The organism is Paenibacillus sp. NEAU-GSW1, assembly GCF_009737085.1.
Taxonomy (GTDB): Bacteria; Bacillota; Bacilli; order Paenibacillales; family Paenibacillaceae; genus Pristimantibacillus.
On sequence record NZ_WOVL01000031.1, the window covers coordinates 37,184 to 62,873 of the forward strand.

14 protein-coding genes are annotated in these 25,690 nt (G+C 47.4%); all 14 read right to left on the minus strand.

Going from position 1 to position 25,690, the window contains the following annotated elements:
• Window positions 1-23: 23 nt before the first annotated feature.
• Window positions 24-5,651 (minus strand): S-layer homology domain-containing protein, encoded by a 5,628-nt coding sequence (locus GOM71_RS20335; RefSeq protein WP_156284376.1) that lies wholly within the window; start codon window positions 5,649-5,651, stop codon window positions 24-26.
• A 316-nt stretch (window positions 5,652-5,967) separates the two neighbouring features.
• The gene (locus GOM71_RS20340) at window positions 5,968-7,170 is read right to left on the minus strand and encodes an ABC transporter substrate-binding protein (protein ID WP_253944947.1); all 1,203 of its coding nucleotides are present in this window, start codon (window positions 7,168-7,170) and stop codon (window positions 5,968-5,970) included.
• A gap of 156 nt (window positions 7,171-7,326) precedes the next feature.
• Window positions 7,327-9,534 (minus strand): alpha-galactosidase, encoded by a 2,208-nt coding sequence (locus GOM71_RS20345; protein WP_156284378.1) that lies wholly within the window; start codon window positions 9,532-9,534, stop codon window positions 7,327-7,329.
• Between the two features lie 44 nt (window positions 9,535-9,578).
• Window positions 9,579-10,409: a carbohydrate ABC transporter permease gene (locus GOM71_RS20350; RefSeq protein WP_156284404.1), complete on the minus strand. Its 831-nt coding sequence runs from the start codon at window positions 10,407-10,409 to the stop codon at window positions 9,579-9,581.
• Between the two features lie 19 nt (window positions 10,410-10,428).
• Window positions 10,429-11,343, minus strand: coding sequence for a carbohydrate ABC transporter permease (locus tag GOM71_RS20355; RefSeq protein ID WP_216651788.1), 915 nt, complete (start codon window positions 11,341-11,343; stop codon window positions 10,429-10,431).
• 107 nt (window positions 11,344-11,450) lie between these two features.
• Complete coding sequence (locus GOM71_RS20360; RefSeq protein ID WP_156284382.1) at window positions 11,451-12,764, minus strand: ABC transporter substrate-binding protein; 1,314 nt, start codon at window positions 12,762-12,764, stop codon at window positions 11,451-11,453.
• Between the two features lie 177 nt (window positions 12,765-12,941).
• Entirely contained in the window at window positions 12,942-14,597 is a 1,656-nt protein-coding gene (locus tag GOM71_RS20365) for a response regulator (protein WP_156284384.1), read from the minus strand.
• Window positions 14,591-16,393, minus strand: coding sequence for a cache domain-containing sensor histidine kinase (locus tag GOM71_RS20370; protein WP_156284386.1), 1,803 nt, complete (start codon window positions 16,391-16,393; stop codon window positions 14,591-14,593). The genes GOM71_RS20365 and GOM71_RS20370 overlap by 7 nt, the downstream gene beginning before the upstream one ends.
• A 133-nt stretch (window positions 16,394-16,526) precedes the next feature.
• The gene (locus GOM71_RS20375; RefSeq protein WP_156284388.1) at window positions 16,527-17,264 is read right to left on the minus strand and encodes a response regulator transcription factor; all 738 of its coding nucleotides are present in this window, start codon (window positions 17,262-17,264) and stop codon (window positions 16,527-16,529) included.
• Window positions 17,212-18,984: a cache domain-containing sensor histidine kinase gene (locus GOM71_RS20380; protein WP_253944948.1), complete on the minus strand. Its 1,773-nt coding sequence runs from the start codon at window positions 18,982-18,984 to the stop codon at window positions 17,212-17,214. Before GOM71_RS20380 ends, GOM71_RS20375 begins: the two co-directional genes overlap by 53 nt.
• Window positions 18,985-19,151: 167 nt before the next feature.
• Window positions 19,152-20,690: an extracellular solute-binding protein gene (locus GOM71_RS20385; RefSeq protein WP_253944949.1), complete on the minus strand. Its 1,539-nt coding sequence runs from the start codon at window positions 20,688-20,690 to the stop codon at window positions 19,152-19,154.
• Window positions 20,691-20,802: 112 nt separating this feature from the next.
• Window positions 20,803-21,684, minus strand: a complete 882-nt coding sequence (locus GOM71_RS20390) for a carbohydrate ABC transporter permease (RefSeq protein WP_156284394.1) — start codon at window positions 21,682-21,684, stop codon at window positions 20,803-20,805.
• A 15-nt stretch (window positions 21,685-21,699) separates the two neighbouring features.
• Complete coding sequence (locus GOM71_RS20395; RefSeq protein ID WP_156284396.1) at window positions 21,700-22,677, minus strand: ABC transporter permease; 978 nt, start codon at window positions 22,675-22,677, stop codon at window positions 21,700-21,702.
• A 372-nt stretch (window positions 22,678-23,049) separates the two neighbouring features.
• Window positions 23,050-25,560, minus strand: a complete 2,511-nt coding sequence (locus tag GOM71_RS20400) for a glycoside hydrolase family 3 protein (RefSeq protein WP_253944950.1) — start codon at window positions 25,558-25,560, stop codon at window positions 23,050-23,052.
• Window positions 25,561-25,690 lie beyond the last annotated feature (130 nt).

Below are 25,690 nucleotides of genomic sequence, written 5' to 3' on the forward strand. Positions count from 1 at the left end.
GCAGCATCTGACTCCCAATTTCTTTAGTTTATCCATTCTGTTTTCAGTAGAAGTCTAAGAATGACAGTCGCTGCTTCCGCCCGGGTTGCAGATTGCTCCGGCTGGAATTGCCCGTCTGGAGTCCCTATGAGCAAGCCCGCTTGAACAGCCTTGCTTACATCTTGCTTCGCCCAATCTGCAATCTCATCCGAGTCCTTGAACTCAGCAGTTGCCGTCTCCGATACTGGCTGTTTGCCTGAAAGAGCAATTGCTTTGTTCAAAATAATTGCCATTTCTTGACGCGTTATCGTATCATTCGGCCGGAAATTACCGTCCGTTCCTCCTTGCACCAATCCCAACTCAACGGCTGTACCGATAGAGCCTGCATACCATGCGTCAGTTGAGATATCCTTGAACGACGCTGTTCCTGATCCTGATGCGTAACCTAATGCTCGAACAATCATTGCCGCAAATTCAGCGCGAGATGTCGTTTTGTTCGGAGCGAATTCCGATTCTCCTACTCCGTTTACAATCCATTTGGAAGCCAGTTTTTCAACAGCATCCTTTGCCCAATGCCCCTTCATATCCTCAAAAGTCTTGTTGGTTGTGGTCATTATAAATATTCCTGTTTTAGGACTGAAGAATGTGACTTCTGTGCCATTGAATACAGCTGGAACGAATGAGAATGTGCCGTCCTTCTCTATTCTTACAACAGTCGTATACCGACTATCCACAGAAGTAACAAGCTGTAATGTAGGCCGAGCATACAACCTATTAAAGTTCGTAATTTCCACGGTTTTTCCATTCGCTTCTGCCCATACTTTATACTCGATTGCTTTTCCAATAGCTTCTCCGTTGGAGGACTGGATGGACTTTGATATCACAAGCTGTTCATTATCCGGCAGCACGGTTAAGCTAACAAAAAGCTTCCAGTCATCGCTTCCCAATTGTTGTCCTAAAGCCTCAAGATCAATTGCCGCAGCAGGAAGCTGGAACATACCAAATGGGGAAGCGACGGTAATTTGATCCACCATCCTTACATTCTTCGCTTCAATGGTCGCAGTCGCTGTATTGCCCGATTGCTGCGCATCAACTGTAATCACTCCATCGCTTATATTTACTGAATCAGGGTCGATTGGATCAACCGGAGGAATGCCTCCATTGTTGCCCCCGCCATTATCACCTCCGCTGTTATCGTTAGCGACAGCTAGCTGCGGATAAAGATCAAATCGGTCGAAAGCTGGCGTATACTGATTTGGTACGGCCGTATAGGGAGTAAAGCTTGGAGTCCCACTTCCGCCATAAGGATTAGAGCCGCCGTCATACGTATTATTATTGGAGAATCGTATCGTATTTCTTCCTGCTTTTAGTTCAACATCAATGGTCTGAGTGTTGAATTGCTGCCATGAGACCGTATTTTTAAAGTATACGGTTTGCGGTTCAGCACCATTTACGCTGATTTGCGCGTATCGCTCCACAACATCATTGTTATAGGCGTGTGTACCTGCGCTTTCTCCATTCGCATAGGTGACAACCAGCTTGTAAGTTCCAGCCTTCGGCACGACGATATCTTTAATTTCAAGATTCCGCTCCGCTCCGTCGTAGGAAGTAATTCCATTCACATACTTGCCTCCTGAAGCATACTTCGCAAAGGCATCATTCCGGATGAGCGGCAGCTCAGATCCGGCAGGCGTCCCATTGATCACTGCATTTTCAGCTTCTATCGAGAAGATTGGCGTTTTATCAACAAAGGTTGCATGAATGTAATCCAGACTAATATCTGCATTGGATTGGATATCAATCAGATTAATACCCTTGCGTAAAAACATCCGCGACGTTGTTTCTTTCCATTGATTATTGGTATTTCTAACCGAAATAGTGGCAACAGACTTGCGATCATGATCCACTTTAATGGTGCCGCTATTGGATGATGCATATCGAAGCATCACATCGTACATGCCGTCGTGAAGCACACTCACAACGAAACGAGTATTCGCGTCGGAATCATGGCCATAACCGGTTACATAACCTGCGCCTTCGAAGCCGTCAAGACTGCTTTCTCTGGACAAGCCCTTTACGGTATCATACTCGGCAAATTCCGCCTGAACACGATAATTCGGGAGTTCCCCCAGCTCGCCGTTATAGGTCAATTCAATCGCATCAAGCGTGGATTCACCTTGACCTTCCTCTCCCGTATCCAAATTAAATTTACTAATACTAATGGAATGCGTCCCTTGCTCCAGATTGATAAAACGGGTGTTTCCTCCCAATAACTGCATGCTGTAATCCGCACGAAGAACAACCTTGAAGGATGGCTGATCATCAATCTTGACGAACCATTCCGAATTGATCCGTTGATTGGCATTCCCTGTATTTGCTTGATTACGCATGCTTGTTGCAGCGCCGCTTCCCCCGATCATATCCAATCGGTAGTTTCCGTCTGCCGGAACAGTAATATCGGTCCACTTAACGACACTGTCTACCTGTCTAATTCCTTCCACATACTGTCCATTGGACGCCGAGCGGCCCGTGCTTTTACGCGGATAATGGTCCGTCGTACTGACATTCGACTGTACTTCCGCATTCTCTGCTTCGAAACGCTCGAACCAAGTCTCATTCGAATTGCTATTGACTGCCGGTGTAATGACAGCAAAATAAGCTGAAGTGTAATCGTCCAAATTTACATCCAACGTTATTGTACCGTTCTCTACCGGGTAGTTGCGGTCAATGATTTGCGTTGGCTCTACGAGGAAGCCAGTCAAGCCTGTATACCCTGCGTGCCATACTGTAACATGAGCCTGCTCTGCCCCTTCAAGGAATGCCGGGCTATTCGCATCGCCTGACACATTGTTGAATGCAATGGTGCTATCTCCTTGTGTGCCGCCAAATGCTAAGCTTACTTGCTGCTTATCATCTTGAATGGAAGATAAACCGTACAAGCCCGGGCCGTGCATGTCTTGATCGTTTCGAGCATGAATGACGTCGACCTTGGCCATATCCCCGCCTATCATATCTGCATACCACTTATACAACCACCATGCGCCATTCGGTTCATTCTGGCCAGCAAGCAAGGAACCATACGAATTGGCAGTGTTCCAATAAGGCAGCATACTATGCATCTTTAATTCGTCGTAACGCGCAATGTAATGAACGAGCGAGCCGCCTACTGCAATCTCTGACGTCGCGGCATATTCATTGATATCAACTTTGATTGGAAACGGAACTACACGGTCTGGATACAGCTCTCTGTACCTTTGTTCATTGCTTGCTTCCACATTTCTGAAGGTCGCAACGTTTGATGGCGCTGCATCATAAGCTTTGTCCCACAGCATATGCCAGCTGATGATATCAGGCAAACAATCATTTTCAACACAATATGGAATGAAATCTTCAAATACTTTAGCCCCGTACTGTGTTAAGTTCACCCCTGAAATGACCGCGCCAGGGTCGATTTCTTTAATCTTGTTCGTAACGGCTAACCAATCGCTATTAAAAACCGCTCTTGAATTTTCGCCTGTCTGACTGTCAGCTAGTAACTGAGGATAACGGGTTCCATTCTGCTCAGGCTCATTAAATGGAATATAAATGAATTTCTGATCCGGATCCTCGCCTGGATTCTCGGCAGCCCATTTGTTCTTATACGATTTGACTGCAGTTGCAATCGGGATGATCGCTTCGTTAATATATTCCTCGGCCGTTCTAGAAGGGTAGTACCAGCGCTGATAATAATCCTGCATAACGATGTTTACAGCTTCCCCGCCTGCTTCAAAGAAATAGTCTGCAACTCTCAGAGCATCTCCTGTCGGGTGCTGAATGCCGTTTGGGGGCTTTTGCGAAATATGTGAGGGTTTAATCGGAATCAGTGTATTGATATCCGGTACGTTTGGTTCGCTGACTGCATACAGAGCACCGGCAGCGCCATGGAACACTTCTCCCAATGAGCGATCCGCCAAATCAACAGAGATTACTGCAGGATTCACCACATCGGCTCCGTCATGCTTCGTCTCCTCATACAACTCGTTTACTTGCTCTGCATTCAAATTAGCATTGTATATCCGAATATCATCAAATTTTCCGTTGATATCTCCATCTGAAGTATAAAGAGATCTGCCGAAGTCATTATACTTCAAGGCATCCAGATAAGAACGAGTGAAGAAATGCTGCATAACCGTAAGCATTGTCGCATCGGCCGAGCTGCTACCTGCAACTAAACTGCTCTCCCCGATGGAATCGCCGTCCAGATATACTTCATAAGTGCCGTCATTTTTCATCGTAAGGACAATATGCTGCCACTTGCCCCTCGCGAGATTTGCATTCCAATCCATATCCCCTTTGTATTCAGCAATCGCATTCGGATCTGTACCGGTATAAATGCGGTTATTAAATGCTCCGCCGCCGGCAACAACGATAAATTCGGAGTCTTGCCACCAACTCACTCCGCTTGTTGTCAGCCCTTTTTCGGCAATGGTGGAGGATAATAAACGGTTATAGGAATTCGATGACTGGTCGATATTCGCCCAAAACGAAATGGACAGCTCATCCTCAATATCACGATATAAATGATCCGGCAGCTCTAACCAACCGGTTCCATTTGCGCCTCCAGACAGAGAAAGCACATTCCCGCGTTGCTCATCATTTACAATAGCCGCCGTCCCTTGAAGTACTGCATGATCTTCGACCGATTCAGTATTAACGCTATTTACAACCGATCGATCCTCCACTTGACCCTCTTGAAATGCCCACTCAAATATAGGGAGCTTTTCTTCTGGCGTTTCTGACGAAGCTTTCGTCTCCTCATACAAATTGCTTACTTGCTCTGCACTCAAGTTCGCATTGTATATTTGAATATCATCAAACTTGCCCTTTATATCTCCATCCGATTTATAAAGGGATCTGCCAAAGTCATTGAACGTTAATGCATCCAGATAGGAACGACTGAAGAAATGCTGCAGAACAGTGAGCATGGTCGCATCGGCTGAGCTTTTGTCTGCAACCAAGCTGCTGGCTCCAATCGAATTGCCGTCCATATAAACTTCATAAGCACCGTCATTCTTCATCGTAATGACAATATGCTGCCACTTGCTCCTCGCAGGATTTGCATTCCAAGCAAGGTCTCCTTTGTACTCGGCAATCGCATTCGGATCTGTACCGGTATAAATGCGATTATTAAATGTTCCTCCGCCGGCAACAACGATAAATTCCGAGTCTTGCCACCCGCTCACTCCGCTTGACGAAAGTCCCTTTTCGGCAATGGTAGAAGACAATAAACGAGTATAGGCGTTCGAGGATTGGTCAATATTGGCCCAAAACGATATGGACAGCTCATCTTCAATGTCGCGATATAGATGATCCGGCAGCTCTAGCCAACCGGTACCATTTGCACCGCCCGACAATGAAAGCACTTCCCCTCGCTGCTCATCATTTACAATAGCCGCCGTTCCTTGAAGTACAGCATGGTCTTCGTCCGATTCAGCATTAACGCTGTTCACAACAAATCGTTCTTCACTCTGTCCATCAAAGGACCAGTCGAATATAGGCATTACATCCGACGTTACTTGCTGAATCGTCTCGGCAGGTTCATCGCTGATTGTGGAAGCGCTTACGAATGATTGCGGCAGCATGATCAATAAAGCAAGCATAGTTGCAATTGATTGCTTTAGATTGCGTCTCAAAATAGCTCACCTCTTCTTTTTTTTATAAAGCCTGAATCTCGCCTATGCCCTCTACTATCTCCTTTCACTAAAAATCTATCCTGCTAAACAAATGTTAAAACAATGAATATAGTTATGAAATCAAGATTTTTTACTTTATTTGTTCCTTTCTTTACTATCTTCCAGATTACAAGTAAGTTTGCGAATAAGCATGACATTACTGAGAAAACGAAGAGATTTGAATCCTCGTACGAGACTAAATCATGTTGTAAAGAAAAATATAAAAAACGCAAAAAAAACCATAATATTGAATATTATAGTTTTTTTGCGCTTTACGTTATTTCCTGGAGCTGTCTATCGCCTGCTGAATTTCATCCAATATCAATTCCAGGCTTTCGCCTGCCAAATATTTATTTACACATTCTTGAATTTTTACCTGCAATGATTCCGTGGATACCGTATGCGGCCAATATAACGTGGCGTCTTCTCGAGTTACGAGCTCTGCGATATTGGCCACGACCGGATTGGTAATATCAGCAGAAATAATAGAAGGCACCGCTAGCGCGCCGTCCGCAAGCTTTTGTTGAGTCGCTTTGCTGTTCATGAAAGCTATGAATTTTTTAGCTTCCTCCGGATGCTCGGTTTTTGCATTGATTACCCGGTACGTGCCTACATTAATGTTAGGAACAGTCCGTTCTTCACCCGGCACCATCATGAACTCGATTTCGATATTCGGATTGCGCTCCATAACACTTGGTATATCCCATGTTCCCGTAATCATCATAGCCGCTTTACCTTGGCCTAACAAATCCTTCGACTGTTCATGCTTCATGCTCATCCAGCCGGTCGGAACGAATCCGCGGTCAATGATTTCTTTATGTTTTTGGATTGCATCGACGAATATCGGATCACTAATGGGAATTTCGCCTTGTTCCAGTTTCCTGGTCCATTCTTCGTCCGCCCCGTTATTGGACATAATCGAGCCCCAAAAAAATTGAGGCGTCGACCAGTCCGAATCCATCGCGACCGGTATAATTCCCTTTCGTTTTATCTCTTCGCATAACGCAAGAAATTCATCCCAGGTTTGCGGAACTGTTAAGCCCAGTTCTTTAAACATTGTTTTATTGTACAGCAGACCGTCGCTATGCATGACCTCAGGCGCCCCGTACACTTTCCCGCCAATCGTTACAGGCTTTAGTGAATTCGGCACAAAATCATTTAAAATGGTCGAGTCAGACAGATCCAAATAAATATGATTATTGAGCTTGCGGAACTCTTCAAAAAGACTGGGCGACCAAGTATCAAATACATCCATCTGTACTCCGCCTAATAATCGTATTTTCACCCCGGCCATATAACCAGCATTTTGAATAAAATCGGCTTCTATTTTAATATTCGGATTTTGCGCTTCAAATTCTCTAATGGCATCATAATATACTTTGCTTGCCTGAGCCGTATCAAGCAAATAACTCGAATAACGAAGCGTCACCTGTTCCGCTTGATTTTCGGCTTTCCCGCTTTCCGTTTTCGATCGGTCCATTTCACTGCAAGATGTTATAGATATCAACAGTAATACAGCCATAGCTGCTATTGAAGACGCCTTCGCTATCATGACCGGATTTCCTCCCGACCTTGAATTGTTCCCACTTTCTTAATATTACGGGAAAGCAAGCCGCCGTACAATCAGCACACTTAATTAAACTTCATTCAAATAAAAGAGTATCGAAGCAAAATCGGCATCGCTTGCGCAAAGCTTGCGATGGTCGATGACAAGTCCGGCATTCATTAATTCATCTCCGTAATGGATTCTATCCTGATCTCCATTCACGCAATAACGCTTTTGTTCGTCCAAGCCTGCCAGCTTTAGACGTCTCCATTCCAGATTCACGCCGTTAAGCACCTGATAATAACCCGCAAGCGCCTCGCTCTTATTCTCACTTACAACGATCCATGCTGCGACATTTCCCTTGAATGGGTCCATCAGCCGGTAAAACACGCCTTGCTGAATGAATTCACGGTGCTTTTTCGCGAATTGGACCTGTCGCTTCACGACTTCTCTTTCATCCATATGCAGTACATTCAAATCCAGTTCATAGCCGAAAGCGCCGAAATAGGCCACATTCGCCCTCGTCTGGAGCGAAGTGATCCTCCCGATCTGTTGATTGGGCACCTCAGACACATGAGCGCCCATACTGCTCACAGGATATACGTAAGATGTTCCGTATTGAATTTTAATGCGTTCTATTGCATCCGTATTGTCGCTCGTCCACGTCTGCGGTGCATAATAAAGAATTCCCGGATCGAACCTCGCCCCTCCGCTAGAGCAGGATTCAAACAGCACATTCGGAAATTCGCTCGTCAATCGCTCGTATAAATCATATACGCCCAATATATAACGATGAAATACTTTACCTTGTTCGGAAGCTTCCATCGCAGTCGAGTAGCACTCCGTAATATAACGATTCATATCCCATTTCACATAGGAGATCGACGATTCCCGCAATAGATTGGACATTAAGCCGTAAATATAATCAACAACTTCCTTACGTGAGTAATCGAGCACATATTGGTTGCGCGACGGCGAAGCCGCCCTGCCAGGCGTATGGATGATCCAATCCGGATGAGCACGGTACAAGTCGCTGTCTTTATTCACCATTTCCGGCTCGAACCATAGTCCGAATTTCATGCCGAGCGCTTCGATTTTTTTCGCCAATCCTTCGATGCCGTCGGGCAGCTTTTCCCGGTTGACGTACCAATCGCCAAGCCCTGCCCGATCGTTGTTGCGCGCGCCAAACCAGCCGTCATCGAGCACGAACATCTCGATTCCAAGCTCCTTCGCGGTACTCGCAATGCTTAACACTTTCGACTCGTCGAAATCGAATGATGTTGCTTCCCAGTTGTTGATCAGTATCGGACGTACCTGATCGCGCCATTTTCCACGCGCCAATCGGGTACGGTATAGCCTATGGAACGCTTGACTCATCCCGTTTAAGCCGGTATTCGAATAAACGAGCACCGCTTCCGGCGTTTGAAACGTTTCACCTGCTTGTAACGGCCACTCGAAATGATCGGGATGAATGCCGAGCGTCACTCTCGTCATATGATGCGTATCCACTTCAACCTGCGCGAGGAAGTTCCCGCTGTACACCAAACTGAATCCGTACACTTCACCCGCAAACTCGTCTGCTTGAGGTCTTTTCAATGCAAGGAACGGATTGAACTCCGCACTGCTTGCCCCCCTTAAGCTATGGATGCTTTGTACGCCTTGCTCCAGTTTGCGGTATTTGACATGGCGCTCCCGGCTCCAGGCCCCGGCTAAATGAACCGACTCAAAATCGTAATCCGGCAAATCGACGGCCGCACTCAAAGCACGGGTCAAACGAATTTGCTGCTCGCCATGATTAATAAACTTCGCGTTTCGCGTAATGACCGGAAGCTCTTCGTATATCGTATAGCTGAGAACGAGTCTCGAATGGAGCACGGAATCATAAAGGATTATTTCTAAAGACACCGCTTCGCTGTCCTGCTCTACATAAGTAGCCGGCAACCCCTTAAGCTTCTTTTTTCCTTTATAAATAACATGCGATTCATATTGAAAATGCGAAATGGCACTGCCGTTCTCTTGTTTAATTTCGAATGCCGGATATCGAAAATCAGTTGTGCCGTAGGACGGATATTCCTGTTTCGTATGCTGAAGCGAGAAGTAATAGTCGTTCTCGAACACGTAAGCCGCCAGCGACTTCAATCCTCCTTCTAGCAAATGCCCGAAGGTATCACGATCGCGGAGTCGTTTGCCGTAATACAAATTGCCAAGCTGCCCATTGTCCAGTATCTTGATCATATAGCTGAGATGTTCATTGTACAGATGAAATTCGCCGGTGTTTTCATGAAACACGATTGCCATTTAGCTTGCCCCCTGATTTGCTGAATTTCACATCATTCGATCGACTACAGTTTTCCGCCCGAAGTCGCAATCCCCTCGATAAACTGCTTCTGGAACACCATATAAACCAGCAGCATCGGGAAAATAGCAATAACAGACGCCGCCATCAATTCCGGGTAATTGACCGAATAAGCGCTTTGGATTTTAGCCAGAGCGGAAGACAGTGTAGCGGCTTTAGAGCTTGTATTGACAATCATCGGCCACATCAAATCCTTGAATGCAAACAACGCGGTAAATATACCAAGCGCAACGAGGCCCGATTTGGCAAGCGGCAGCATAACCTTGACGAACGTTTGCCCGATGTTACAGCCGTCTAATCTCGCCGCCTCTTCCAATTCCTTTGGCAATCCCATGAAAAACTGTCTCAGCAAAAATGTTCCGAAAGCACTGACCAGCCCCGGAAACAGCAAGGCAAAAATCGTATTCCTCATGCCAAGCGCATCCACCATCAAATACTGCGGAATGATGAAAATTTGCGTCGGCACCATCATTTGAAAAAGAACGAGACCAAATAATAGGTTTCTGCCTGGGAAGTTAAGTCGGGCGAACGCATAGGCAGCCATCGCGCTGAACAAGATGGAGCATAGAACGCGCAGCGCCATCATGGCGAATGTATTGAAGTACAGATTAAAGAAATCGTTCTGACGGAACACCTCGCCATAATTCGTCCATTTCCATTCGGAAGGGAAGAACACGAACGGATTGAGAGAGGTCGATTCCGCCACGGTTTTAAACGAAGTCAGAATCATCCATATAAAAGGAAGAATCATTAGGCATGCGCCCGCGAGCAAGACGATCTGGACAGTAAAGGTTGTTATTCGATTATTGGTCTTCATCATTCTAACGCTCCTATCCTTACATATAATTGACCCATTTTTTCTGAGCTTTCATTTGAACGTACGTAATGACCATAATGATGGCCAGCAGCAATATAACGATCGCCGATCCATACCCTTTATTCGAGTATTTAAACGAATTGTTGTAAAACAAATAAACGAGCGATACCGTTTTCTCGTATGCCGGATTTTGAATGTCAATCAGCATGTAAATGACGTCGAAAACCTGCATGCCTTGTATAATGGCTGTAACAAGCACGAAAAACAACGTAGGTGTTACAAGCGGCAGCGTCACGACGAAAAACTGCCTCAGCTTGCTTGCGCCGTCAATATCGGACGCCTCGTAATAATCTTTCGGAATTTCCTGCAACCCGGCAAGCAAAAGTACCATGTTGTAGCCGATGACGCTCCAGATGCCGATAATCGCTATGGAGACAAGCGCGAATTTCGGATTGGAGGTCCAATCAATAGGGGCCAGACCCACTTTGGAAAGCAAATAATTGAACAAACCAAATTGATTATTATAAAGCCATCTCCATACCATCGTTACTGCAGCAGGGGCGGCTATCATCGGAATGAAATAAATCGTTCTATATAGCGATTTGCCCTTTAGTTTCCCGTTCATCAAAACAGCGGCCACCAAGCCGAAGATTACGCTTAATGGCACAACCAATACGGTGTAAATCAGCGTATTCGCCGTTGCATGCCATACTTGAGGATCGCGAATTAGCTCTTTATAATTATCGAAGCCGACAAATATATTGCCTTTTCCGAAATCTCCGCTCGTAAAAAAGCTTAAATACATCGTTTGAATAATTGGTATAATGTTCAAAATAATGAGACCTATAACAGTAGGAGCAATTAAAAACCAGCCCCAGTACCATTCGTTCAGCGTCCGTTTGGAAATTTTGCGCGTAAACCTATTTTTGCTCATGTCCATTCACTCCTACCTTTGCACAAAGGTGAATCGCGACAGCCTTGGCTGCCGCGATGGTATGCTTCTATTTCTTCTGCGCTTTTTTTCAAGCACTGCCACTTTGCCTATTTTTCCGTTGCAAGGCTTTCATTCATAATTTTCGCTGCATTTTTAGCCGCTTCTTCAACCGATTGCTTTCCGGTGAAGGCAGGCTTCAAAGCTTCATATGCTTTGTCTTCCCAAACTGCAGTCGTATTCGAGTAAGGACGAATGACGGCATATTTCACCATGTCTACAAATGCTTGAACATTAAACGTCGTATTCGACGAAACCCACAGGTCCGCTGCGCCTTCATAGGCGGAAATCGCAATGCCGAGCTCGGCTTGTCGATCTTGTCCTTCTTTGGAGCTCAAGTACTCGACAAACTTCCAAGCTTCTTCCGGGTGCTTGGTATTAAATGCGATTGCGTTGCCCAGACCGTTAAAGATTGAAGCTTGCTTCTCTTTCTTCGGAAGCGGAGCTACGTCGAAGTTTTTAGCCATAAACTCATTTGCCGTAAAGCCCGACAGGTTCCACGAACCGAAGAAGCCCATTGCGGCAACGCCGTTTTGTATGGCTTCTCCGCGCGCGGCATCGTCGTAAATTTCCGGCGACAAGCCGTCGCGGATGAATTTAATATAATACTCCAGTGCTTCAATCGTTTTCGGATCGTCATAACCGGACTTTTTGTCTGCTGAAATGATCGTTCCGCCGTTCTGGTATACAAAGTTGTAGTAGCCCTCTTGGTTATGGAACGGAGTCAGAATACCGTATTTGCCATCCTTCGTGAGCGCTTTCGCCGCCTTGTACAAATCGTCCCAAGTCCAGTTCTCGTTCGGATATTCAAGCTTCGCTTCATCGAACATCGTTTTGTTGTACCAAAGGCCGATGGTGTCGAAATCTTTCGGTACAGCATATTGCTTGCCTTCGAAGTTATAGATTTGGTTTAGGCCTTCCGGAAATTTGCTCAAGTCAGCCTTCGTGCTGTTTTTCAAACGGTCCGTCAAATCGAGCAGCATGTTGTTCGAAGCGTAACGGTAAATTTCATTCGAGTGCATCCAGAATACGTCCGGCAGCGATCCGCCCGTTGCGCCTGCCTCGAGCATCGTCCAATATTCCGACCAGCCCGTTACCTCGATATCGATTTTAATGCCGGGGTTTGCTTTTTCAAACTCGTCCGCCATCGTCCGAATTCCCTTAGCCTGATTTGCATCCCACATCGCGTACGTCAAAGTAACAGGTTCCCCGCTCGTTTCAGGTGCCTTGGTCTCTTCCGCGGTTGCTTCAGGCGCTTTGGTTGCTTCTTCCGTGCTTTTCGGCGTATTGTTGCCTTGTCCGCAAGCGGAAAGCACTGCCATGATGATCATCACCATGAGAAGAATCGGTAATCTTCTTTTCATTCCCCGTAACCTCCAAATTCATATTGTAAATGGCATTCTGCTTACTTTTTAATCATATAGGCACCCTTCATTTTGATAAATTAACGTTCTTTACTGCACTCCGTCGTTTCTTTACACCTTTTGAAAAGCAGAAAAAAAGCGCACAGCGAGCTATGCACTTTTTTTACTACATTGATTCTATTTTTGACTTTCGCTTTTTGTTGCCCGTGCCCGGTACTCCTCCGGAGTAGCTCCGGTAACCTTTTTAAATAGCTTACTGAAATAAGCGGTATTGGGGTAGCCGACCATTTCCGCCACCTCATATACCTTCATATTTTTCCCTTTTAGAAAATGTTGCGCCCTATCCATTCTTACCCGGGTCAAGAAGCTTACAAAGTTCGAGCCTGTCTCCTGCTTGAAGATCCGGCTCAAATACGACGGATTCACATTAATCTGGTTTGCCACCGATTGCAGCGACAAATCTTCTGCATAATGATTCATGATGATCTCACTCGCCTGCTCCGCATAGCTTTGGTTCCTATCGTCTGTTGACTGATTATGGGTCAAGCATTGCTGTAAATAATGAATCAGCAGCTCATGAAGACCATAAAGCCGTTCCTCTTGAAGCAATAGCTCATATGGGGTATAACCTCTTGCTCCCGTTTCGGGTATGCTGGGAAAACAAGAGTTCATCAGAGTTAGCAGGCGGAAATAAAGCTTGCGAACTTCATTTTCCGTCACGCCTTCCGCGTCTGCCTTCTTCCAAAGCTGCTCCAAGTAAGCTTGCGCTCCAGCTTCATCCTCCTCGACCAATCTGCGAAAACGGCTTTCCTCCTCGCGGCTTAGAACAAAGCTGTCATTGTTCCGCAAACGTTTGGTCCCGTCTTCGAAGTAGATGGCATTCCCTTCACGCTCGAAAAAAAGAAGACGAAGCGCCATATCCGCTTCCTGATAGGCTTTTCTCAATCCGTTATAGCCCGAAGCGACACCGCTAATGCCGATCGACAATGAAATGTTTAAATAGTCTTTCATCGCACCGGATATGCTGGCAAAAAGCCTGTCCAACCGATCCTTCGGCATGACTTCCTCATAGCCAAGCAACGATCGATTTTCAGGCTCGCCCTCCATCTCCGGCATGTTCATAATGAGTAAATATTCGGAAGAGCTTTCCACGATCACTTCTCTACGCCACTTGCGGGGAATGAGCTCCTCCATCATATTGATGACCGCGTAGCGCAGCAGCTTTTCATCCTGTTCGACATATTTCTGCCGTATTCTCTCGAATCGGTCAATTCTTAGCTTAATCAGCACCATGCTGCCCTGAACCAGGGATATGCCAAGCGCCTTGCTGCGGCTTACAATTTCCTCTTCATTGCGGAAACCGCTGAACAGCTCTTTAAACAACGATTCCTTCAAATATCCAATACCTTCTTTATAATGCTGCTTGAACACTTCGCCTCCGCTGTTATGCAGGAGCCGCTCGTTTTTTTTCTTAACCATGCTCAGTACATCAAGCAGCTGCTGCTGCTTCATATCGCTCTTGATTAAATAATCGACCGCGCCAAGCCGAAGGGCTTCCTTCGCATATTGAAACTCGTCCAAGCAGCTGAGAATGACGTATTGGCAATTAGAAAAATGCTGAGAAGCTTGTCGGATTAACTCCAGACCGTCCATAACCGGCATTTTGATATCGGTAATAATTAAATCCGGTGAATGCTGTAATGCCAGTTCCAGCGCTTCCTTTCCGTTTGCCGCCTCGCCTATCATATAAAATCCATGCTCTTCCCAGTTGATCATCGATTTTAAACCAATGCGCATGAGCAGCTCGTCATCGACAATAATGACATTCAGCATAGTCGTTCACCTCCAGTCTTTTTTGGAATCGTAATCGTAAATAGGGTGCCGCTGCCCGGCTTGCTCGTAAATTGCAGGCCGTATCTATAGCCAAATACACGCTCAAGTCGACTATGCACATTGCGGACGCCAATGTTTTCGGATGCGGGTTCTTGGCCATTCATCTTTTGACGCAACTTTTTGGACGTATCATCATCCATTCCTTTCCCGTTATCCTCAATCTTTATCTCAATGTCGTTTATCCCGGCCGCCTGAACGGAGATGGTGATGAGCCCCTCTTCCTCCGTATCGGCAATGCCATGGAAAATCGCATTCTCGACTAGAGGCTGTATGCTGAGCTTCAACATCTGGCAATCAAGCAGCGTGTCATCCAAATCATATTGAACGTTGATGCGATTAAAATATCGTACCTTCTGAATCGTAATATAATGGCGAATATTATCCAGCTCCTCCCGAATGGTCACGAGCCGATTTTCCGTTCTCGCAGAATAACGAAGCAAGGAAATGAGCGCTTCCGTCATCTCGACAATTTTCTCGGAACGCTGCATGGATGCGATCCATTTTACGGAGTTCAACGTGTTATACAGGAAGTGAGGATTGATTTGCGCTTGCAGCGCGCGAATTTCCGCATCTGTTTTTTCCTGCTGCTCCTGATAAATCCGATCGACGAGCTGTTTCAGCTCGGTAGACATGTGTTCGAACCGGATGGCCAGCAAACCGATCTCGTCATTCGACTTGACCTCAGGCAAGTTCTCGAATTTCCCTTGCTCGACCAGCGTCATATTGCTCATAAGCCGTTTAATCGGTCTCGTAATGAGATTGGAAAAGTAGAATGAACTGATAAAGGCGAAAATGACAAGCACAACAACAATGAACATTAAATTTCGTTTCAATATATCACCTTCGACGGCAAGCTCATCAACCGGCATATATAAATAAGTTGTCCAATCATGCTTCTCAAACGAGGACCGGATGAGAATATAATCTTTGCCATCTGCACGAACGATCTGCCTATCGTCCCGAAGCGTTTCCGTGTTAATGGGGAACACTTCGCTGAACGGCCTGCCGAGCAGCTCATAGTTGCTATTAAAAATAACGTTGTCGCTTGCGTCAACGACTGTAAAGGCCGACCGGCTGCTTTCCTGTAAACGTTTATTCAATTTATTGATGAAATTAATGTCTATGCTAATAACCATAATGCCAAGCAGCTTGCCGTCATCCATATCAAAAATTTTACGGGCGTTGTATATCGACCAATTGTTCTCGCCTTTCGTCTGCTGATCTAGCAGCGTCGGAACATCTATGGTTATCGCGTCGGATAAAAGAAATTGTCTGAACCATTCCTCATCGCCTGGGTAAAATGTATAATCAATGGGCTTATTGGAGCTGACGTACAGATCTTTCCCGCCGTTCAAATTATAAATATAAATTGAAAAGGCTCTGTCTTTCATCGTGATGTAGTTCATTAACAATTGCGTCGCCTGATCTTCATTGTTTTTCGAAGGGTTGTGCAGATAGTTCTGCATCGGATAGTTTTCTTGCGAAATGGCCGACACATAGCTGTTGATTCCATAGCTTGATATAAGTGAGATTTGCTGCGTATCGGCTAAAAACTCCTCGATGCGAATATTCGCTTGACGAGAGACATCCATGAGAAGATCGGTATACTTTCGTTCAAGAAGCTGCTGCGAGGATAAATACGAGTTGATAAACATGGTACATATCGGAACGAGAATAAGAATCAGAAAAAAAACGATCATTTTCACTTTAATTGGAATCATTCGATACGGTTTCATTCGTCACCGCCGCTCATAAGATCTCGTCGAACACTGAAATGCAACTCTCATTATAGCAGTATGCTACTTTGTTTGTAAGATTAGCATCTCGGAAAATCGGCGGCGATGTATAGTTTTTCAGGACGTGCTGGGACTATACCTGTTTCGAGCGGTTCATTTGATTATAGATAATTTCACGGTAGGCGCCGGGAGTCGTGCCCGCGTACTTTTTGAACACCTTCGCAAAGTAGTGCTTGGAGTCAAAGCCGACCTGCCGGCTGATTGCGCAAACGGTCAGATGAGGCTGCGTTTTCAATCGTTTTTGCGCCTCCCGGATCCGCAGCGAATTCAAGTAATTGACGAAGGTATCCCCCGTCTCCTTCTTGAACAGACTGCTGATATAATTCGGATGCAGGCTCATATGTTCCGCGAGATGATCAAGGGACAAATCATTCATGTAGTTCATCTGCAAATAGGCCAGAATCCGTTCGGCGTGCCGGCTGTATTCTGAATCCGATGCGGAGGGAAGCTCCTCCTTGACGCGGCTAAGCAGACCCGCAATTTCCTTTTTGTCCAGAGGCTTCAGCAAATAATCCACAACACCCGAGCGAAGGGCCTGGCGGACATATTCGAACTCATCATAGCCCGTCAGGATAATGAATCGATCGCATAGCCCTTCAATTCTGGCATCATGAATCAATTCGAAACCGTTCTTCTCAGGCATATGGATATCCGTTATCGTCACATCGGGCATAAAGCGCTTCATTGTCTCCAACGCCTCCAGAGCGTTAGAGGCCGAACAAATGTCAGAACCGACTGGCGCGACTTCTTCTACGATTTTAACTAACCCTTTCAGAATCAAAGGCTCGTCGTCTACGATCAAAATCTTCAAAGTTCGCCACCGTCCCTTTCACGATGATAATACGCAAGCAGGTTCCTTTACCCGGCTCGCTAATGATTTCCAGTCGGGATTCGCCCCCGTAAAAACGTTTGACTCTTTCGTTGACGTTCTTCAAACCTACGCCAACCGGCTCCTCCGCTTTTCTGAGCTCATCATGCCTGGACAGACGTTCGCGCAACTCGAGAAGCTTCTCTGTCGGAATCCCGTTCCCGTTATCGGAGACGTCGATCGTAACCTCCCTTTCCGTTTCTCTCGCTTGCAGCAAAATATGAACGGGTCGCAGAACGGCAGAAGCTCCATGCACGATGCTGTTCTCGATAAGCGGCTGCAGGAGGAAACGCGGACAGACCAGCCGTTCGGCATCGAGCACGATATCGATTTCGTAAGTCAGCCTGCTTTGAAGCCTCATTTTGTGAATGTTCATGTAAAAGGAAACCATCTCGATTTCCTTGGCGAGAACCGTATCCTGCTGAGCGGACGATAAGCTGTACCTCATCAATTTGCCGAACCAGAAGGAAATATCAGCGACTTCCTTGTCGTTGTTGGCTTCCGCGACCATTCGGATCGTTTCAAGCGTATTGTAGAGAAAGTGAGGTTTAATCTGAGCCTGCAGTACCTGGTAAGCCGCTTCTTTGTTACGCAACTCGGCGCGATGGACATTGTTAATGAGTTCGTCCATTCGTCCAACCATGGAATTATAGGTGCCAATCAGAAATCCGATTTCGTCCTTTTCGAACTTGCTGCTTTTGATCGTCAGCTGCCTTAAATTATTGTCGTTCAGCGTGCGCATATGCCGGGCCAACCGGAGAATTCGCTTAGTGATCGTCGAAGCCAGCAAATAATAGGCGATGGACAAGGCGATCAACAGCAGCGCGATGATCGTCACCAAGACGGCTTCTTTCTGCTTCACGGAACGGAATACGTCTCCCACCTGACCGGTGATGATGACGCGTACGTCCAACGGCTCAAGCTTCAGTTGATTGACGATCGTTTTTCGGTTGATGAAAAAATCCCTTTCCTCCGATTGCAGAAGACTCAACGTCTTATTGTCCAATCCTGACGCTTCGTTCGTCAGCAAATTGCCTTGCTCGGACAGCAAGAAAGCTCTCCAGTTCGCTTCGACACCAGCGGCGGCATAGAAGTTGCGGATTAAGCTATTATGAACCCGAATTTCAAGGAGGCCGATTCGTTCCGTAATTTGCGTATTGTAGATGTACTGGTAATAAATCAGATCCGGATCCGACACTTTAGGATCCGCCCGCAGCCATATCCCCTGCCCGGCTTTCAGAGACGAGACGCTATCTTCTGTTCGCTGGTCCAGCATGGACTTATCCCGAAACAGATTCGTTATGGGAAGCACCCGATCTTTCATTTTATAAATGACAATAGATTCGATCTCCGGATTGGAAAACATCGATTGCGTGTACAGAGGGAGAATATATCGAGTCAGCGTGTAGACGCTGTCCGCGTCGGAGTCATATACGCCATCCAGATAATCGGTAAGATAAGGATTGTATTGAAGCACCCGGTGGACCGATTGAATCCGGGTGAAGTCCGTTTTCATGTTGGCATATGCCTGCTCCAGAATCTTTTGCCTGCTCTCTACGAATTGTTGGGACAGGTTGCCGTTGATTTGCGAGTAATAGTGATAACCGAAGGCGATAACCGGAATAAAGATCATAATGATGTAACCAAGCACGATCTTGCGCATGATGCTCACGGCAGCACTTCCCTTCGATGCGGAATCCATCTATCGTTAACGTATCATTTACAAAGGAATTCCGCTAGAGGCGCATTGCCTCCTGAACGACCGGTCGCAAGCTGCTGATTATGCAAATACCGGCGGGAACGCTCTAGGCGCTCCTGCCGGTATTTATTTTATTTATTAAATAAATCCTTTTTCTTCTGATACGTTTGGTTTGCCCAATCCATTAAGCGGTCCAAACCGATCTTCTCCGCATTCTTCACCATGGTCTCGTAGTTTGCCGCGGCTTCTTCTTCCGACTTCGCCAAGTAAATTTTAATCTTCTCGTTTTTGATCATTTCATCGATCTTCGTTTTAATCGTCTTCTCGTCCGAATCCGGCTGCAATTGGATCAAGCCGAGCTCCGGTTTATAAACCGTAAACGCTTTTCTCTCCATCAAAGCTTTCGTCTTCTGCGCCCCCGGCACATAGCTCAGCATTCCTTCCATGACTCCGTCATTGTACAGGTACCACCATTTGATACCGTTGCTGTTGACGAAATCAGCATCGGACGGATCATATTTCAAATTCGGGTGACCTTCGTCATTCCAAGTCCAATGCTCGCCCTCGACGCCGAACATGGTCAATTTCTTTCCTTCGTCGCTCGCGAGAAATTGAAGAAATTTGATCGACGCCTCGGGATCCTTATTCTTCTTTGTGATAAACGTACCTGCGAAGCCCAGTCCTGAGCTGACCGCTTTCGTATTATTCGAAATTGCGCTAGGCAGCATTTGAAACGTATACGATCCGCCTGCATTTTTGACCTTGATATTGTCCGAGTCCGCAATGCTGACCGTATGGCTATGCGCGAACGCTTTCCCGCTGGTCGCATACTGGTCGTCAATCTGATCGTTCGTATAGGCGAAGTTCTCCGCCAGAATGTATCCTTCGCGGTAAAGACGATTCATAAATTTGAAATATTCCAGCATTTCCGGCTGCCTTATGGCATAGTCTACTTTTCCGTCACGCTCGTACCAGCCGTCCAGAAGTCCTTCTACTCCGAACTGCTGCAGGAAGTATTGCTCGATCCAGTCCTTATCCATGATTAGCGGAATCATGTCCGGGTATTTTTGCTTGACCATGCCCAAAACCTTAATAAAGTTATCGATGGTGTCAATCGGCGGATTCCCGAGCTCTTTCAGAATATCCTCGCGCACCGCAATTCCCGGGTTGCCGTCACTTCCGACCGAGTATTTGTTCTGCGCCATTTCCTCCTGGGTTGCGAAGGAATTGCGCACCGTATAGAAATTGCCGTCATCCATCGTGTGTATCGCAATTCTTATCGGGTCGATCTTAAAGTCCGGCGCGTAATTCTCGATCAGTTCATTCAAGGGATAAGAAAGCTTCGAATCGGACATCCGGTCGATGTTGGCATACGTAAAGACCAGATCCGGAAGGTCTCCGGAAGCGATCATCAAGGGAAGCTGCTTGTCGTCCGTCGCGACTGTGACGTTCAGCTTAATTCCTGTCTTTTCCGTAATTTTTTCGGCTACCGGGCCCTTCCATTCCTTCACCGGATACCAGGAGGCATCGATAAACAAGGATAGCTCCTTGACCTCGTTGCTTTTTGCTGGCGGTTCGGAGGCTGTCTCAGACGGGTTTGTGACGCCTGTGTTTTCCTTTTGAGCATCGTTGTCCTTGCTGCATGCGGACATCAGCGCTATCGTCATCATAAAGACCAACGATAGGAGCAGAGCCTTCTTCCCTTTGCTTCTGTTCAAAGTAACCCCTCCAACAATTGATGTTTATATTAAAGCAAACGCTTTAATATCATGCCAACCATAATTAGCCCTTCACGGAGCCAAGCATAATGCCTTGTATGAAAAATCTTTGCAGGAACGGATAGACACATACGATAGGCGCGATAGAAATAACCATAGCCGAAACCTGAAGGGAATAGCTGGTGACGCCCGCTGAGGCGCTGTTCGCAACAGCTATAGCATCCATCGGCGAATTGCTCTTGTTGATAACCTCCATCATCCGGAAGGCGAGCGTCCGCAGACCTTCCGATTGCACGAAGTAAGCGGAATCCAGCCACGAGTTCCATTGACCAACCCCCAAGAACAGCGACATCGTTGCGATCAGCGGCATCGAGACGGGAAGGATGATCCGGTAGAAAATAACGAGCTCGTTAGCCCCATCCATGTAAGCCGACTCCTTTAATTCGCTCGGAATTTCCCGAAAGAATGAAATGGCTATCAGCAGAAAAAACGTGCTGAGCATGGAAGGAATGATATAGACGCCAAACGTGTTCAGCAATCCAGCAGAGCGCAGAACGACGTAATACGGAATCAAACCGCCGGAAAAGTACATCGCGAATATAATGACCGTGAAATAACTTTTACGGAACAGCAGATCACGGTGCGACAGTCCATACGCGACCAAACAAGTAAATAGGACGCCTAAGAAGGTTCCCGCAAGCGTTCTCATAATCGTGACCAAAAAAGCACGGTACCAGTGGGGATCATCCAAAAATCGCATGTAATTTTCAAAGGTGAAGGTCCTTGGCCATAGATAAACGCCTCCGAGAAGCGAATCGGTTCCTTTATTGAAGGAAAGAATCAAGACGTAATAGAACGGATAAAGCATAGATAACGTCAGAATGGCCAGTATGGCATAAATCAAGGCATCCATGATATGGTCTTTTTGTTTCTGGCTGAGCTGCATGCCCGCTCCCCTTTCCTAGAATAGACTTGATCCCGAAGTACGTTTGGCAATGTAGTTGCTGGAGAAGATCAGGATGACGGAAATGACGGACTGAATCAAATCGATCGCTGCCGCATAGGAGAATCTGCCGTCTCTTAATCCGACCTTAAACGCGTAGGTTTGCACGATTTCCGAGGTCGGACTGTTGATGCTGTTGCCGAACAGGAACGCCTGCTCGAAGTTGGAGCCGACCAGTCCTCCGCCCAGAATGCTTCCGATCGTCAGAATAAGTACGACAACAATCGTCCCTTTCATTCCGGGAAACGTAATATGGCGGATTCGAGCCAAGCGGCCCGCTCCGTCGATCTGCGCGGCTTCGTATAGCGAAGGGTTAATGCCCGCTATTGCGGCCAGAAAGATAATCGTCCACCAGCCCATTTCCTTCCAGACGGCACTTCCCGTCGCTAGTCCCCAGAAGTAGTTGGGGTTGGTGAGCACGTCAAGCGGCTTGTCGATAAAGCCTAGCGTTATAAGCGCCTTATTGACCATCCCCACATCAGTCGACAGGAAGGCGAAAGCGATACCTGCGACGACGACCCACGAGATGAAATGGGGCAAATAGCTAATCGTTTGAACGATACGCTTAAATCGCAAATGCTTTACTTCACTTAATAGAACGGCTAGCAATATTGGAGCCGGAAAAGCAAAAAAGACTTTTAGCAGACTTAATACCAGCGTATTTCGAACGATCGTTCCGAACTGATAGTCGCTAAAGAACTCCTTGAAATGCTTCAATCCCACCCAATCGCTCGTAAAAATGCCCTTGATCCCGGTAGAGATGGAATACTGCTTGAAAGCCATTAGAATGCCGAACATCGGCGTGTAGGCAAAGACCAACAAAAAAACCATGCCAAGCCCGACGAAAAGATGCAGCGTTTTTTGTTTTTTGAACCGCTTCCAAAACCGTTGTTCTGCTTTCCCCTTAATTCCGGTTACCCCAGTATCCAACTCCATATCTTCTGCTCCTCCTTTGCTATCAGTGTACGCCCGAGGGATCAAGCGTTGATAGCCAACATTTTTAAGAAAGCGTTGTCATTTTTAAAGATCGCAGCTGACGCGGCTCACTTCAGGATCTAAGAACGGTCATAAAAAAGACAATCCACGCCAAAGAGCGGATTGTCTTTTTTAACTATTGATTGAAGGGAATAAGGCATTATTTTATAACGAATTAAGACGCAGTTCATAAAAATACTGCACAATTGGATGCTTTAACTTTATCTTCTCACCACATGTAATCCTCCTAAGTTCAGTAACCGGTAATTATCTTTAATTAATTATCAGTACCTATAGTGCATATTAGATCATAGCCCTTTATGATATCTTCCGTTATGATAGGACTGCCCCAGGCAGTTTCATAGTTTGTAACACTTGTGCCTGTAATCCAGTCGCCGGTAGATTCGAACGTATTCGGAACCAACCGAGAGACACCGGCCCATTCAAGACCAGGTACACGTCGTGCCGGCCGGAGACGCCTGTCAGTCCAAAGGAAAGGCTCCGCCATTCCTGTTCTCCGCCTCCCGGAATCTTGCACTTGCCTGCGACCGGACCGTCTGGTCCGTCCAATCGAACTTCAACCTCCGCATTCTCCACGGCAGCGGCCCGCAGCTCAATCGTGGAGATGCCTGCACCGAGTTCCGCGTCATGGAACGCAAGCCAGCCTCTATCGCCGTTTGCGACGGCGGCGCTTCCACCCTCGACACAATCGCCGAGATGAATGCCCTGGTACGCATCGTAGTTCGAAGCTCTGGTCACTTTCTTGAGATCGCGCGGCGGAATTGTCTCACCGAAGACCATGAGACGGCCTTGAAGCCGCAGATCGCCGGAGGAAGTGCCGAGCATGACCGTGTACGCTCCGCCTTCAATGCAGAATCGGTCGCGCGTCACGTCCCAGATGGCCAGCGAGTCAAGCTGCAGACGGAACGTCACCTCCGCCGATTCTCCCGAAGCCAGAGATATCCGCTGGAAGTCCGCCAGTTGAAGGCGCGGGCGCTTAACCCTGGAGGACTCTGCACGTACATAAAGCTGCACGACCTCTTCACCCTTACGGTTGCTTATGTTCGTCACGCGGCAGGCAACCAAGACTTCCGTATCTGTCCCAGCCTCAACGCGGTCCGACGACAAGTGCAGGGCTTCGTAACGGAAGTCGCTGTACGAGAGGCCGTGTCCGAACGGATATAGCGGCTCGCCCTCGAAATACTGATACGTTCGGCCGCCACGAATGATGTCGTAATCCATGAAAGGCGGCAGTTGATCGACGGACTTGTACCATGTCATGTTCACGCGACCTGCGGGATTGACATCGCCGAACAGAACGTCCGCAACGGCACGGCCCAGCTCCTGGCCCGCATGCGAGGTGTACACAATCGCCGGCGCCTTCTCCTGTAGAGCGTTCAGAGCGAAAGGATAGCTGCCGACGACCACTACGATCGTATTCGGGTTCGCCTCAAGTGCCGCAAGTGCCAGCTTTTCCTGCGATTCCGCCAGCTCGATGCCGGGCCTGTCCATCGACTCCTTGCCGTTGATCAGGGTATGATTGCCGACAAACACAATCGCCGCATCGGCGCTGCGAGCCGCGTCGACAGCTGCATCCATGCCGCTCGACACAATTTCAATCTCGAATGTGTAGGCCTGAAATCCGGTAACCGAACCGCCGGCCTCCGCTGCGCCTCCGACGTTGATCTCGTTCGCGGTCTCGGCCGCAAGGCCGTCACCGACGAGCAGCTTGCCCGTCTCTTCGTCGACCGTTACGGGCGTGCCGTTCCAGGTAGAGATGGTAACGAGCGAACTCCCCGGCTCTACGGGTTTCACCTGAAACACTTCCTTCGTAAACCATTCCCAAATTTGATGAGATGAAGCTTGCAAGGTCTTGTCATCCGTCGTCAGATAGCGGCCGTTCCGTTGTGCAATTAACGTGTGGCTGCCCCAGCCCCAATCCGTTATCTCGAACACGTCGCCTTCTTCCGCCCGCTCCGCGTCGGCTGAGAGCGTAATCTTCTCGTCGTTGCCGAACCGGACATACTGTCCGCTGCCGACAGCCTTTATGCGAACTAGATCAGTGCCGCCAGAGCACCTCACCTCGGTGCCTGTATTCGCCGCGAGCCTCTCACGGATTCCCTGCAGCGGCGTAACCGCATAAGACAGTGTGCCGCTGTACCAGTCGCGATAGACGACATCGGCAAGCGGTCCGATAACGGCAACATTGCTCAGCTTGTCAGCCTGCAGCGGCAGCGTCCGCCCGTCGTTCTTGAGCAATACGACGGCTTTCTGCACCGCCTCCCGAGCCAGCTCCGCATGCTCCGCCCGGAGGATCGCCGATTCGTCGATCGCAGCGTATGGATTCCGTTCCGCCGGGTCAAACTCCCCAAGCCGGAACCGGACGCGAAACGTGTTCCGAAGAGCGGCATCAAGATCATTTTCTGTCATTAGTCCGTCCGCCAGCGCCTCTCGAATCGCTTCCGTGACCACTGCGGCTTCGTCCGTAATGCTGTCGATTCCGCCGTCAATGATGGACCGGGCCACCGATTCCTTCAACGTATCCAAGTAACGGTGATCCCGAACGGTGCCCGTTACATCAAATGCATCGCTGACGACAAAGCCGTTCATTCCCCACTCGCGTTTAACTATGTCGACCGTATACCGGCTGAGGTTCGCCGGCACTCCGTTGATCGCATTGTATGCTGTCATCATGGACTGGGCCCCGCCTTCCTTGAACGGGATCTCGAACGCCTTCAAATAGTATTCCCGCAGGTTGCGCGGATCGAGGCTGACGGATGAATCTCCTCTTCCCGCCTCATTATTGTTGCCGATAAAATGTTTCAGCGTGGCTACGGCCTTCAAATAAAAACCAGCTAATGGTATGTCAAGCTAAGCTTTTTGAATGGCTTAAGATTTGCTATACTAAAAAATAAGTACAACAAATAAACCTCCACGTGCATGGAAGTTTATGGAACTAATGAGTTATAAAGTG